This window comes from Bradyrhizobium sp. SZCCHNR1043, from assembly GCF_032489675.1.
In the GTDB taxonomy this organism is placed as follows: domain Bacteria; phylum Pseudomonadota; class Alphaproteobacteria; order Rhizobiales; family Xanthobacteraceae; genus Bradyrhizobium.
In genome coordinates this window covers 137,379-149,521 of the sequence record NZ_JAUEYN010000011.1, presented here as the reverse complement: position 1 = coordinate 149,521, position 12,143 = coordinate 137,379, and the positions used below count along the sequence as shown (strand labels likewise).

12 protein-coding genes are annotated in these 12,143 nt (G+C 65.8%); 5 read left to right on the top strand and 7 right to left on the bottom strand.

Annotation, left to right across the window (positions count from 1 at the left end):
• Positions 1 to 157: 157 nt before the first annotated feature.
• The 3 genes from QX039_RS20415 to QX039_RS20405 form a co-directional block, all read right to left on the bottom strand.
• Positions 158 to 631: a DUF992 domain-containing protein gene (locus QX039_RS20415; protein WP_315733931.1), complete on the bottom strand. Its 474-nt coding sequence runs from the start codon at positions 629 to 631 to the stop codon at positions 158 to 160.
• Positions 632 to 804: 173 nt separating this feature from the next.
• Positions 805 to 1,329: a DUF992 domain-containing protein gene (locus QX039_RS20410; protein ID WP_315733932.1), complete on the bottom strand. Its 525-nt coding sequence runs from the start codon at positions 1,327 to 1,329 to the stop codon at positions 805 to 807.
• 120 nt (positions 1,330 to 1,449) lie between these two features.
• On the bottom strand, positions 1,450 to 2,652 hold the full coding sequence (locus tag QX039_RS20405) for a pyridoxal phosphate-dependent aminotransferase (RefSeq protein ID WP_315757337.1): 1,203 nt from the start codon (positions 2,650 to 2,652) through the stop codon (positions 1,450 to 1,452).
• A gap of 191 nt (positions 2,653 to 2,843) precedes the next feature.
• Between QX039_RS20405 and QX039_RS20400 the strand changes: the two genes are divergently transcribed.
• The 5 genes from QX039_RS20400 to QX039_RS20380 all read left to right on the top strand — a co-directional run bounded on the left by QX039_RS20400 (position 2,844) and on the right by QX039_RS20380 (position 6,153).
• Positions 2,844 to 4,076 carry a glycosyltransferase family 87 protein gene (locus tag QX039_RS20400; protein ID WP_315771869.1) on the top strand — a complete coding sequence of 411 codons (1,233 nt, stop codon included), beginning with the start codon at positions 2,844 to 2,846 and terminating at the stop codon, positions 4,074 to 4,076.
• A 193-nt stretch (positions 4,077 to 4,269) separates the two neighbouring features.
• Entirely contained in the window at positions 4,270 to 4,920 is a 651-nt protein-coding gene (locus QX039_RS20395; RefSeq protein WP_315714112.1) for a glutathione S-transferase family protein, read from the top strand.
• Positions 4,921 to 5,114: 194 nt separating this feature from the next.
• Positions 5,115 to 5,366, top strand: coding sequence for a hypothetical protein (locus tag QX039_RS20390; RefSeq protein WP_315771868.1), 252 nt, complete (start codon positions 5,115 to 5,117; stop codon positions 5,364 to 5,366).
• A 67-nt stretch (positions 5,367 to 5,433) separates the two neighbouring features.
• Positions 5,434 to 5,628 (top strand): hypothetical protein, encoded by a 195-nt coding sequence (locus QX039_RS20385; RefSeq protein ID WP_315733936.1) that lies wholly within the window; start codon positions 5,434 to 5,436, stop codon positions 5,626 to 5,628.
• Between the two features lie 63 nt (positions 5,629 to 5,691).
• Positions 5,692 to 6,153 carry a GNAT family N-acetyltransferase gene (locus QX039_RS20380; RefSeq protein WP_315771865.1) on the top strand — a complete coding sequence of 154 codons (462 nt, stop codon included), beginning with the start codon at positions 5,692 to 5,694 and terminating at the stop codon, positions 6,151 to 6,153.
• A gap of 161 nt (positions 6,154 to 6,314) precedes the next feature.
• On the opposite strand, the gene QX039_RS20375 is transcribed toward QX039_RS20380, so the two are convergent.
• The 4 genes from QX039_RS20375 to QX039_RS20360 form a co-directional block, all read right to left on the bottom strand.
• Positions 6,315 to 8,297: an AI-2E family transporter gene (locus tag QX039_RS20375; protein WP_315771863.1), complete on the bottom strand. Its 1,983-nt coding sequence runs from the start codon at positions 8,295 to 8,297 to the stop codon at positions 6,315 to 6,317.
• 564 nt (positions 8,298 to 8,861) lie between these two features.
• Positions 8,862 to 9,182 carry an antibiotic biosynthesis monooxygenase gene (locus QX039_RS20370; RefSeq protein ID WP_315733939.1) on the bottom strand — a complete coding sequence of 107 codons (321 nt, stop codon included), beginning with the start codon at positions 9,180 to 9,182 and terminating at the stop codon, positions 8,862 to 8,864.
• A 137-nt stretch (positions 9,183 to 9,319) separates the two neighbouring features.
• Positions 9,320 to 10,543: a DUF1501 domain-containing protein gene (locus tag QX039_RS20365; protein WP_315733940.1), complete on the bottom strand. Its 1,224-nt coding sequence runs from the start codon at positions 10,541 to 10,543 to the stop codon at positions 9,320 to 9,322.
• Positions 10,540 to 12,060, bottom strand: a complete 1,521-nt coding sequence (locus tag QX039_RS20360) for a DUF1800 domain-containing protein (RefSeq protein ID WP_315733942.1) — start codon at positions 12,058 to 12,060, stop codon at positions 10,540 to 10,542. The genes QX039_RS20365 and QX039_RS20360 overlap by 4 nt, the downstream gene beginning before the upstream one ends.
• Between the last annotated feature and the right edge of the window lie 83 nt (positions 12,061 to 12,143).

The window sequence follows — 12,143 nt, the reverse complement described above, 5'->3', positions numbered from 1 at the left end:
AGCTCGGCCCTTGATTGGGTCGGCAAAGCCGAATGCTCTGCCTCGGCTGCCGCTTTGGCAAGCAGGCGGCCTGCGAAAAACGTTGCTGCAGTGCGGGGGATCGCGCCGTCTTCCCGCACGATGGCGGGAAGAGCGGCTATTCACGGCAAAGGGAAGATCACCGCCCCGGGCGCAATTCGAGGCTTTGCAGCCCCGCCGAGACGCTGAGGCCGACCTGGCCCTGGACGCTGAGTGGCTGCAGCGCGATCGAGTTGGCGGAGCCGCCGACCAGCACATTGCCGCCAAGGCCGACGCCGACGGCGGCCGAGCCCTGGGCGCCGGCATAGTCGCCGGAGAGATCGCCCGGCCCGAGCCGTGCAACCGGGGCATAGACCACCCAGGCCAGCAGCGATTCCTGGGTGATGCCGAGATCGAGGCCGACCTTGCGGATGGTCGCGACGTAACGATCCTCCGGCAGCCCGTCGGCGCGCAGCACGCAGCCGAGATGGGTGACCGAGCCGACGATGAAGCCGACGCTGGCGCCACCGCGGCATTCGAGGACGCCGACCCGCACGCGATCTTGCGCCTGGGCAGCGCCGCCGGTGCAGAGGACGACCGCAGCAGCGAGCCCGGCGAGGATGGTCGAGCGCATGAATAAAAACTCCGGCTGAAATGAACGTGTGATGCAGACCCGTCGATCGGACTGACGATCACGGGGCATCACATCTATGCCACAAGCCTTACAGTCGCACCAGATTCGCCGCGCCGTCAGCACGCGCCATCGCGCCGGCCATTGCGACGCGTTCGCCCGAACGCTTCCGCGGCTCAGCGATAGAAGCGCGAGAAATAGGACGATGAACGGCTCGGGCTCGGGTGGATCGGCAGCAGCGGCACCAGCTCGACCTCGGTGATTCCGGCAGCGATGTTCAGGCCGGTCTGCCCCTGCAGGCTGATCGGCTGCAGGGCGGCGGCGCGATCGGTGTCGCGCACCAGGAAGCTGCCGCCGAAGCCGACCAGAGCCGCAGCGTTGGCGGACAATCCACCGTACCGCCCGCGCAGCTCGCTGCGGCCGAAATCGTTGACCGGTGCGCTGACCGCCCACGCCATCCTGGTCTCATCCGTCAGCCCGACATCGAGGCCGTAGCGCCGGACCTTGGCGACATAGCGCTCCGGCTGGCGGCCCTGGCTGCGAAACACGCAGCGCAGGCGTGACTGGGACATCACGAGCTTGCCGGAAGTCTTTCGTCCCGCGCACTCGAGCACACCGGCGCGCATGGGGCGATTTGCGTGGGCTTGCGCGAACGGAGCAACCGACACAAGCAACATGATCGACAGCAGAAGCAGCCGCATCGAACTCCAACCCTACGCCACCAGACTTATCGACCGACAAGAGAAAGGCGCCATGTTCAAAACATGGCGCCTTTCGGCCTGGAACTTGGCTTCTGGAGTTTCGAGACGGATGTTGCCCGATTACCTCAGATTGCCGCAGAAGCGCTGGATGCGCTTGCAGGCGTCCTCGAGGTCGGAGGTCTTGGTCGCGTAGGAGATGCGGAACGCCGGGCCGAGGCCGAACGCCGAGCCGTGCACCACCGCGACGCCCTCGGTCTCCAGGAGCTCGGTGACGAAGGCCTCGTCATTGTCGATCACCTTGCCCGACGGCGCCGTCTTGCCGATCGTGCCGGCGCAGGACGGATAGACGTAGAACGCGCCTTCCGGCCGCGGGCATTCGATGCCGCTCGCCTGGTTCAGCATCGAGACCACGAGGTCGCGGCGCTCCTTGAACACCTTGTTGTTCGCGGGAATGAAGTCCTGCGGACCGTTCAAGGCTTCCACCGCCGCCCATTGCGCGATCGAGCACGGGTTCGAGGTCGACTGCGACTGGATCGTCGCCATCGCCTTGATCAGGTGCGCCGGACCGCCGGCATAGCCGATGCGCCAGCCGGTCATGCAATAGGCCTTGGAGACACCGTTCACGGTCAGCGTGCGGTCGTACAGCGACGGCTCGACCTGCGCCGGCGTGGTGAACACGAAGTCGTCATAGACGAGGTGCTCGTACATGTCGTCGGTCATGATCCAGACATGCGGATGCTTGACCAGCACCTCGGTGAGCGCCTTCAGCTCGGCCTTGGTATAGGCCGCGCCGGTCGGATTCGACGGCGAGCACAGGATCAGCCACTTGGTCTTCGGCGTGATCGCCTTCTCCAACGCCTCCGGCTGCAGCTTGAAGCCATGCGCCGCGGTGCAGACCACCGGCACCGGCTCGCCGCCGGCGAGCGCCACCATCTCCGGATAGCTGACCCAATACGGCGCCGGGATGATCACCTGGTCGCCGGGATTGATGGTCGCCATCAGCGCATTGTACAGCACCTGCTTGCCGCCGACGCCGACGATCACCTGGTTCGGCTTATAGGTGAGGCCGTTCTCGCGCTGGAACTTGCCGATGATGGCTTCCTTCAGTTCGGGGATGCCGTCGACCGCGGTATACTTGGTCTTGCCGGCCCGGATCGCCTGGATCGCAGCTTCCTTGATATTGTCCGGGGTGTCGAAATCCGGCTCGCCGGCGCCGAGGCCGATGACGTTGCGGCCCGCCGCTTTGAGGACGCGCGCTTTATCCGTGACCGCGATGGTCGCGGACGGCTTCACACGGTCGAGCGCAGCGGCGAGAAAGGACATCATCAGCTCCTATGCAGGCGTCGTGGATCACCCCCTCGGGGCCACGACCAGTCATGTCAGGGAAACGCCCATTTGTAGGGCCCCCAGCGCTGCATCGCAAGAAGCTTGGGCACATGGCTCCCAAGACTTTAGGGAACGTTAAAGCCGCCCCGCTAGCGTGGGCCCACGATTGTCCAGAGTCTCAGGCCGAAATGACCACTATCGGGTGCGCCCTGCGATCCGGCGACTGGCTCACGGCCACGCGGATCAAGTCCTACAGCTGGATTCTGCTCGCGGTCACGATCGCGGCAATCGCCGGCTGGATCGCGCTGTCCGACGGGCTGATCGACCGCAACGGCAAGCCGATCGGGACCGACTTCTCCAACGTCTATGCGGCAGGCGTGCTGACCCTTCACGGCAAGGCGGCGGATGCCTACGATCCGCCGCTGCAGCATGCGATGGAAAAGGCCGTGTTCGATGGCCGCGACGTGCCGTTCTTCGGCTGGCACTACCCGCCCTTCTTCTTCGCGATCGCCGCCATCACCGCCCTGCTGCCCTATGCCGGAGGGCTCGCGCTCTGGGTCGTGTCGAGCCTGCTCGCATACCTCGCGGTCATGCGCGCGATCCTGCCGCGTTCCGAGACCCTGCTGGTGGCGACCGCCTTTCCCGCTGTGTTCGTCAACATCGGTCACGGCCAGAACGCGTTCTTCACCGCGGCGCTGCTCGGCGGCGCGCTGTTGCTGATGGAGCGCGGCCGGCCGTGGGCGGCCGGCATCCTGATCGGCCTGCTCGCCTACAAGCCGCAATTCGGCGTCCTCATTCCCGTGGCGCTGCTCGCAGGCACGCGCTGGCCGACGATCGCTGCTGCAGCCGCCACGGTGGCCGCGCTGATCGCGATCAGCTTCGCCGCGCTCGGCAACGAGGTCTGGCACGCCTTCTTCCAGTCCATGACTTTCACACAGAGCGTCGTGCTCGAGCAAGGCGGCACCGGGTGGGAGAAGATCCAGTCGGTATTCTCCGCCGCGCGCCATTGGGGCGCCGATGTCAGGTCCGCCTATGCGCTGCAAAGCCTGCTGGCGCTGTCGCTCGCGGCCGGACTTGCCTGGCTGTGGCAGAGCGAGGCTGCGTTCGATCTCAAGGCTTCGGCACTGGCGAGCGCGAGCCTGCTGGCGACGCCCTACGTGCTCGACTACGACCTCGTGGTCGTTGCGGTTGCGATCATTTTCTTCGTCCGGCACGGCCTCGCGAACGGCTTTCGCGACTACGAGCTCAGCGTGCTCGCGGCCGCCTGGATCGTGCCGCTGCTCTCGCGCAGCGTCGCCGGGCTGACGACGATACCGCTGGGCCTCATCATTCTGATGGCCCTGTTCGCGCTGACCCTGCGCCGCGCACTCACCGATCGCGCCGTCGAGATCGGTGGACACGCGCGCATCGCACAAGCGTGATCTCGATTGTTTGAATCTATTGGAAAGTTGTTATTCGAGAGTGCAGTGCAGTAGCGCATTTCGACTTTTTCCATCCGCCGGCACTTGCAGCCTGCGCTCATCGGCATCATTGTCTGGCCGCATTGCGGGACGATCTGGCGTCCGGATGCGCGATGCGTCCAACCCTTGATTCCTCGAACTCGAAATCGGCCGGATGTACAAGCTCTATTCGATGCAGCGGTCAGGCAACAGCTACAAGGTCCGCCTTGCGCTCGCGCTTCTGAACGCGCCCTATCAGGCGATCGAGATCGACATTCTGCGCGGCGAGAGCCGCACGCCGGATTTTCTCGCCAAGAATCCGAGCGGCCAGGTGCCGCTGCTGGAAGTCGGCGAGGACCGCTTCATCGCCGAATCGAACGCGATCCTCTGGTATGTCGCCGGCGGCACGCCGCTGGTGCCGGAGCAGCGCATCGAGCGCGCCGAAGCGCTGCAGTGGATGTTCTTCGAGCAGCATGCGCTCGAGCCGAACATCGGCGCCGCCTATTTCTGGCTGCTCCTGGTCAAGGGCGGGCGCGACCTTCAGACCCATGCGCTGGAGGACTGGATGGAGCGCGGCTATGCCGCGCTCCAGGTGATGGAGAATCATCTCAAGAGCAACGATTACTTTGCCGCGAAACAGCTGACGGTCGCCGACATCGCGCTCTACGGCTACACGCACGTCGCCGATCGCTGCGACTTCGATCTGTCGACCTTCCCGAAGATCCGCAACTGGCTGCGCCGCGTCGAACAGACACCCGGTTTCGTCGCGATGGATTGGCAGCCGGCACTGATCGATTCGGCCGGCATCGCCGCCGACTACGGGTGACATGCTCACCGTAAAACTACCGACCGCCCGTAGAACAGCGGGGAAAATACACGTTTAGGCGGGAACAAATACCACGAGCGCCATGTTCTTGCCTTTTTTGCTGATTTGCCGCCGCAATCCTGCCCAGCGCTACCTTAGAATTTACCTCTGCGAGTGATTCGCTCGCGGATGTATGGGTAAGGGATTTCGACTTCATGTCCCGGTGGCGTTGTGCTTCCGTTCCGAAGTTCAGTTGGGTCCGCGGCCGCGCGTCGCCGCAGGAGTCGAACCACCGTAGAGGGCTCCGCACGCCCGTCAGCGGCTTTCACGGCCACGCAACGCTCACCCTTTCGCCCGGCCTGACCACCGCCGTGGTCGCAACGATCGCGGCCAGCACGCTCTCATTGGGTGTCAGCGTCACCATTGCGGTGGTGTCGATTCGCGCCCTCTTGTCGATGCCCGCTTAGCAGGAAGCCATTTTGACAACCCTTCGCGGTTTTCGCGACAACAGGCGATGATTGTCTCGCACACAAAATGGCGATGAAATCAACGGTCGTAATCGTTGCCGTGACCCTGGCACTCGCGATCCTGCTGGCGGCGTCACTGCTGATCCTGATCGAGCGACGGGGCGAGCTCTCGCTCTCGCCGCTGACCGAGGAGGATCGGTCGGTCTACGTCGAGCTGATGCGGCCGCCCACCGCCGAACCGGTGCTGCCCATCCCTGATTGATCGCGAACACGGCTGCGCGTATCGAAGGTCCGTCGAGATTTTCAAACGGACGACGAATCCTTCATGCACGAAGCACTCACTGTGCGCGCCATCGCGCGCGACGACCATGATCGCTGGCTGCCGCTCTGGGACGGCTACAACGCCTTCTACGGCCGTTCCGGGCCGACGGCGCTGCCGGCCGAGGTGACCGTGATGACATGGTCGCGCTTCTTCGATGCCAACGAGCCGGTGCATGCCCTTGTCGCCGAGAGCGGTGGCGAGCTGATCGGCTTGGCGCATTACCTGTTTCATCGCGCCACCACCACGATCGGGCCGCTCTGCTATCTCAACGACCTGTTCACGAGCGAGGCCGCCCGCGGCAAGGGCGTCGGCCGGGCGCTGATCGAGGCGGTCTACCGCGAAGCGCGTCAGGCCGGCGCGCCGCGGGTCTATTGGCAGACGCACGAGACCAACAGGACGGCACAGGCGCTCTACGACAAGATCGCCGAGCGCTCGGGCTTCATCGTCTACCGCAAGGCGCTGTGAACGGGCGGTGTCACGCCGCCGTCACGGGGCCGGCCTACGCTCCATCGAGCGCCTGATCATCCCCCCGTCACCGGTCACGCGTTTCAGCGGTCCCCGTCAGTCGCCGTCTCTGACCGGGGCCGCATTTTTTTGTCGAGCCTGGTCGTTGGACGTGGCGCGTCTCACGCCACGTTCGTCGTCGTGTCCTGCTGCTCCAATGGTGCCAGCTGAGAAGCCTTCGCCTGCGCGGCTTCGATGCACATTCTGACAGCCTCGCCCATGCTCGCCGCGACCAGATCGGCCTTGGTGGCTTCTTGCAGCACCTTCGCGGCCTCCTGATCAACGTCGGCCGCGCAGCAGACCAACATCACTTTTGCTCTGGGGAGCCGTCGCTTCAAGCGACGAACGGAGTAGCGCATATGTGCGACGCCGGAATTGCCGATATAGATCAGGCAGGCAATCGCAACACCTGCGGGCTCGAGCTTGATGACGTTCGCCGTCGAGAGCGCCTCCGCTCCTGAGACCTTCGCGCCCAGCCCGTGCGCCGACGACAGTTGCGCGAGAATCACCGCCGCCGCTTCGTCGATCGGGGTTCGCCCCGCCACGCACAGGACCGGCTGCTCGCTCCGCCATCCTTCGGCGAGATTGTCCTTGCTGAGGATGGGTATCGTGTCGATGGCCCCACTGCTGGCCGAGCTGTCGACGGCCGATGCCGCCTCCGGATCGCTGGTGGTCTCGCGTTTCGCCAGCGGACCATCATTCTGATCGGAAAGATCGGCGGTCAACTCGGCGACGGCGTCACGGATCGTTGCAAGGCGATCATAGGCGAGCGCCCCTCGGTCGGCGTCGGCTTGGGCCAATTGCAGCCCCTTCACCGCGACCTCGTCGCAATAGGCAATCAACGAGCGCTCCTTCAAGAACTCCTCTGCCTTCTCGGCCGCTTCCGTCGGATCGTTCGCAAGCATGCGCTGGTAGAAGATCTCGGGAGGAGACAGCGCTGGACGATCACCGAACATGACGTCGAGGAACTCCAGGCGCTCCACATGTCGTCCGATGACGACCAGGCAGACCGTCAGCGGCGTCGCGAGCACCAACCCGATCGGGCCCCACAGCCCGGTCCAGAACGCGGCTGAAACGACCACCGCCACAGGGGACAGGCCCGTGCTGCGCCCATAGACCATCGGTTCGATGACGTGGCCGAGCAACGGCTCGACCACGAGGAACAGGGCCAGCGTCCAAATCAGCATCGACCAGCCAGGGTCCACCGCTGCCGCCAGAGCAAGCGGAAACGCCGCGGCGATGACGGCGCCGATATAGGGCACGAACCGAAGCGCTGCGGCGAGGATTCCCCAAAGGAGGGCGCTGGGGATGCCGATGAACCACAAGCCGACGCCGATCACGACGCCGAACCCGCCGTTCAGGGCGAGCTGGGTGAGGAACAGCCGGCTGAGCCTGTAAGCCGCATCATCGAGCGCCGCCGTGGTGCGCTGCAGGTCCGATGAGCCCGCAAGGCGGATGAGCCGATTCCTCAGGTCCTCGCGTTGAAGCAATATGAAGATCACGAAGATGATGATGATGCCGGTCGTCGCCAGCGGATGAATGAGCGGCGAAATCAGCGTGCGAAGACTGTCCAGCGCTCCAGGATCGGGCTGCCGGACCTCCACCGGGATCGGGGTCACAGGGACTGAGGAATTCGTTCGCAGTCCGCTCGGCGACCGAGCCGCTTCCGGCTCATTCGGTTTGTCGAGTTCCTTGCCCAGATCCTTGAGCATGTCTGATGCACGCTCGAGCGTCCCTCTCCCGGCCTTGGTGTCGCGGAACGACTGGATCTTGTTGCTCATCGTCGATTGATAGTTCGGCAACTCACTGGCAAGCTGGGTGAGCTGGGTGGCGAGCAGGCTGCCCAGCGTAAAGATCACGACGAACGCGAGAACGACCACGCTGACGACGGCCAGTCCGCGCGGGGCACGAAGCCGCTGCAGTTGCGCGACCAACGGCGCCAATACGAAGCTGAGCAGGATGGCCAGGGCCACGGGCACCAGGATGTCACGACCGAAATACAGCAGCGCGATGATGATGACCGCAAAAATGGCGACGGCCAGCGCGCTGATCAGCCCGAGAACTTCCTCCGGGGTGCGGACCTTGAGCGGCTGTCTGATGATCATCGAATCTCTCTGCGAACGAGGAGGGCGGCGCACGTCGCTCATGCGGTCAGGCTGTCAACGTCGACGAAGGCGGCGCGTTGCAACGGAGGGAAGCTTCTGACGATGTCGCCGGCGCAGGTGGTCATATGCCGAAAGGTTCGTCTCGATCCGAGCAACCATCCCGGCCTTCGCTAGAACAGAGCGACCGAGGGCGCTGGCCAGCGCTGCCCGCCCTGCCGGACATTCGGCTTCCTGTTTCAGACACGCGATAACAGCCTCGTGAGGCTCCAGTTCCCGAGAGCGCCTGACGTCGCATGCGCGTCTGCCGACGGCTACGACTGGTCCGCTTCGGCGCACCGTCGCACCTGCTCGAATCAGCCGGAGCTTCGCTATGGCGTCGTCCTTGTTGACGCCAGCAGGCCCGGCGGACCGGCTGGCCCGGCGCGAGCAGCTTGCGATGGCGCACGACCGGCGGCCGTCCGGGTCCTGTCGGCCGCCGCGTCGCTTCAGCGCAAAACAAGCGTCCGCTCGGCCGTGCTCAGCCAAGACGGGTCGCGGAGACGGATCGCGATGGTGGGCTTTGTCCTACGTCTTGCTGCCCACCGTTTGGCGGACCTCGAACCCCTCGAACTGCGGCGGGCCGAGATAGTGCACCTTGGTGTCGCCGGCCCGCTGGTGCGCGGCGCGGAATGCTTCGGACTTGGTCCAGTCCTCGAACGTCGTCTTCGACGCCCAGATCGTATGCGAGGCGTAGAGCGTATGGTCCTCGGCTTCCGGTCCCTTCAACAGGTGAAACTCGACGAAGCCCGGCACCTTGTCGAGATGGCTGTCGCGCGACAGCCAGACCTGCTCGAAGGCGGCCTCCGAGCCCTTGGCGACGCGAAAACGATTCATGGCGATGAACATGCTGATCTCCTGAGGGATGAATGCCGCAGGTCGAGGAGTAGCAGACTTCGCGGTGCAATGCGCCTGCGACGACGGCCGCTGATGCCGCAATGTGGAAGGCTTCAGGACGCCTGATCGGGAAATGGCGCAAGCGAGCCTTACGCTACGAGCCCCTTGATCGGCTTCACGGCCGCGCTGTCCGGAAACACCGCGCCGCCGAGCGCGTGCTCGCCGATGCCGAGATGATCGGCGAGTACGCCCTTGAACACCGCTCGTAGATCCGTCGTCGGCGCAAGATCGCGTCCCTGGTAGAGGCTCGCCATCTTCAGCGTCGGCCAGTCGGCGATCACCCGTCCGCCCTTCACCGCACCGCCGGCAAGCAGCGCAATCGTCCCGGTCCCATGATCGGTCCCCTGGGTGCCGTTGATCCTTGCCGTGCGCCCGAACTCGGTTGCGACCACCACGACCGTATCGCGCCAGCGCGGGCCAAGCCCGCTTTCGAACTCGGCGAGCGCACCGTCGAGACCCGACAAGAGCTGCGCCAGCCGACCGACCGCACCACCTTCATTGGCATGCGTGTCCCAACCGTCGAACGCCAGCGCGGCGATGCGCGGACCATCCTCCGCGGCGATCAGCTTCGCTGCGCCGCGCGCGACCTGGCGCATCGCCGCGATCTGGTTGCCGCCCGGCTTCGGCTTCATGTCGTCACCGACCGCGACCTTCTCGAGCTTGAGCCCTTGCGACAACGCAGCCGCCAACGCGGGATCGCGATGCGCATAGAGGTCGACCAGCCGCATCGCGGTGTCGTCATCGGCCTGCGGCAACGTCACCGGCGCCCAACCAACGGTGGGCGCTGCGCCGCGCAGCACCAGCGGCGCCGTCGGACCGACCGCGAGCGCGCCCGTGACGCGGGGGCCGCGCGGCAGCGCCTCGACTGCGCGGTTCAGCCAGCCCGATTGCACGCGGCCAGGACCGGCGAAGCCGCTTTCGAGCACGTCCTGACCATCGAAATGCGAGCGCTCGCGATACGGTGTCGCGACCGCGTGAATCACGGCAGCCTGCTTGTCGCGATACATGCGCGCGAATTCCGGCATCGACGGATGCAGCGCAAAGAACGAATCGAGCGGCAGCGCCGGATTTGGTCCCGCCGTCGTCAGCGCGATCGCGCCATGCAGTCCGGCGTAGTCGGGATCGCCGATCGGCGCGACGGTGGCGAGGCCATCGAGCGCGCCGCGCAGGATCACGACGATCAGCCGCGGGTCGCGCTGGCCGGCGGCCCGCGCGAATTTCGGCAGACAGCCCCAGGCCGCAAAGGACGCGCCTGCCAGCAGCAAATGGCGTCGCGAGGTCAACAGCGAGGTCGCGATCCGGTCCACCGTCATCTCCTCTGGAATTCCGGCGACATCAGCAACAACGCCAGCGCCTGCTGGCGCGATTCCGCACGCTCGATCGTGCGCCGCGTCTCCGTCGAGGTCGCATCGCCCGCGACGAGATCGAGCAGGTCGCGCGGATCGAGATTGTTGCCAAGACGGGCGGCGAGTTGCGCGGAAATGTCCAGCCGCAGCTTCATGCCCTCAGGGGCAGCCCACATCGCGTTGGTATCAGCAAATCCGTTTGGTCCTGCGGGCGCCCATAGCGGCTGGCCGAGCGTGTTCAGGGAACTGAGATAGAAGCCGGGATCTTCCGGCACGCGCGCCAGCAGCCGGCCGCCGGCGACCAGGAACTCATAGGGCGAACGGATCTTGGTCAGCGGCGCCGACCAGGCCTCGTCGGAGTCGACCAGCGCCAAGGTCAGCGCCTTGAGGTCGCCATCGCTCTTCTTGAACACGGCTTCGAGCCGGGCGACGAGCGCGGGCGGCGGATCATCGGCGACGAAATGGCGCGCGAGCCTGGTGGCGATGAACTTCGCCGTCGAGGGATGGCGGGCGATGTCCGCGAGCGCGGCCTCGCCCTGCGCGAGACCGTCATCCTGATAGACCTTGCCGAGCAGGGTCTGCGGCCCCGGCTGGTGCGCATTGGCATTGAACACGAAGCTGCCGGGCGCCGCGTTGCGGCTGTTGCGTCCGGCAAAGCTCCAGCCGGTGATGATGCGCGCCAGCGAGGTCACGTCCTCCTGGGTGTAGCCGCCGCCGACACCCAGCGTGTGCAGCTCCATGATCTCGCGGGCGAGGTTCTCGTTGAGGCCGCGCTTGCGGTTCTGGCCGGCGCGCGAGTCCGGTCCGAGCGATTCCTGGTTGTCGAGGAAGAACAGCATCGCCGGATGCTGCTCGACCGCCTTCAGCATGTCGGCGAAGCGTCCGAGCACGTGCGGCCGGATCGCCTCGCGCTCGAACGCACCGGCCCACATCCGCGCCAACTCGCCCTTGCCTGCGGAGATGCAGAAATGGTTCGACCAGAACGCCACCAGCCGCTCGGTGAAGCCGCAATCGGCGAGCACGGCGCGCTGCAGCCGCGCCAGCGCCTCGGCACGGAACGTCTTCTGGACGACGTTGGGCGGCTGCTGAGCCTGCGCGGGCTTTGCCGGCGTTCCCTGCATCGCGGGTGCAGGGTCGGCGCCGGCTGCTGGGGCCGCCGATGGCGTTGCGGCCGTGGCTTTGTCCGCGCCGTTCGTGGACAGGCCGCGCGTGGGGCTGGACTGCTCCTGCGGCGCAGCCTCCGACTTCGCGGCCTCGCGGGCCCGCTTGACCTCGTCCTGATAGGCGAAGACAGCATCGGCGAGTGCGGGCGTCGGCTGCAGACCCGGCGCTTCCAAGAGCGCTCCATTGGGACGCCCGAGCTCGGCCTTGACGAAGCCGCGCGGGTCCGACGCCGCATTGACGAGATCGCCCGAGGCGCCGCCACGCGCGCCGAAGCCGAAGCGATTCAATGCAACAAGAGCCGCTCGAGCATCACGCGCCATGCCACATCCTCGAGCCTGTCATCGCGGGAGCTCCCGAAACGCGGTGTTGCCGCGACCGCAGACTGCGATGGCGCGGCAGATTG

Bases quoted from the DNA above. Each gene is read 5' to 3' on its own strand.
- QX039_RS20405 (WP_315757337.1), bottom strand. From the start codon at position 2,652: ATGTCCTTTCTCGCCGCTGCGCTCGACCGTGTGAAGCCGTCCGCGACC.
- QX039_RS20380 (WP_315771865.1), top strand. From the start codon at position 5,692: ATGCACGAAGCACTCACTGTGCGCGCCATCGCGCGCGACGACCATGAT.
- QX039_RS20360 (WP_315733942.1), bottom strand. From the start codon at position 12,060: ATGGCGCGTGATGCTCGAGCGGCTCTTGTTGCATTGAATCGCTTCGGC.
- QX039_RS20365 (WP_315733940.1), bottom strand. From the start codon at position 10,543: ATGACGGTGGACCGGATCGCGACCTCGCTGTTGACCTCGCGACGCCAT.
- QX039_RS20395 (WP_315714112.1), top strand. From the start codon at position 4,270: ATGTACAAGCTCTATTCGATGCAGCGGTCAGGCAACAGCTACAAGGTC.
- QX039_RS20375 (WP_315771863.1), bottom strand. From the start codon at position 8,297: ATGATCATCAGACAGCCGCTCAAGGTCCGCACCCCGGAGGAAGTTCTC.
- QX039_RS20370 (WP_315733939.1), bottom strand. From the start codon at position 9,182: ATGTTCATCGCCATGAATCGTTTTCGCGTCGCCAAGGGCTCGGAGGCC.
- QX039_RS20385 (WP_315733936.1), top strand. From the start codon at position 5,434: ATGGCGATGAAATCAACGGTCGTAATCGTTGCCGTGACCCTGGCACTC.
- QX039_RS20390 (WP_315771868.1), top strand. From the start codon at position 5,115: ATGTCCCGGTGGCGTTGTGCTTCCGTTCCGAAGTTCAGTTGGGTCCGC.
- QX039_RS20400 (WP_315771869.1), top strand. From the start codon at position 2,844: ATGACCACTATCGGGTGCGCCCTGCGATCCGGCGACTGGCTCACGGCC.
- QX039_RS20410 (WP_315733932.1), bottom strand. From the start codon at position 1,329: ATGCGGCTGCTTCTGCTGTCGATCATGTTGCTTGTGTCGGTTGCTCCG.
- QX039_RS20415 (WP_315733931.1), bottom strand. From the start codon at position 631: ATGCGCTCGACCATCCTCGCCGGGCTCGCTGCTGCGGTCGTCCTCTGC.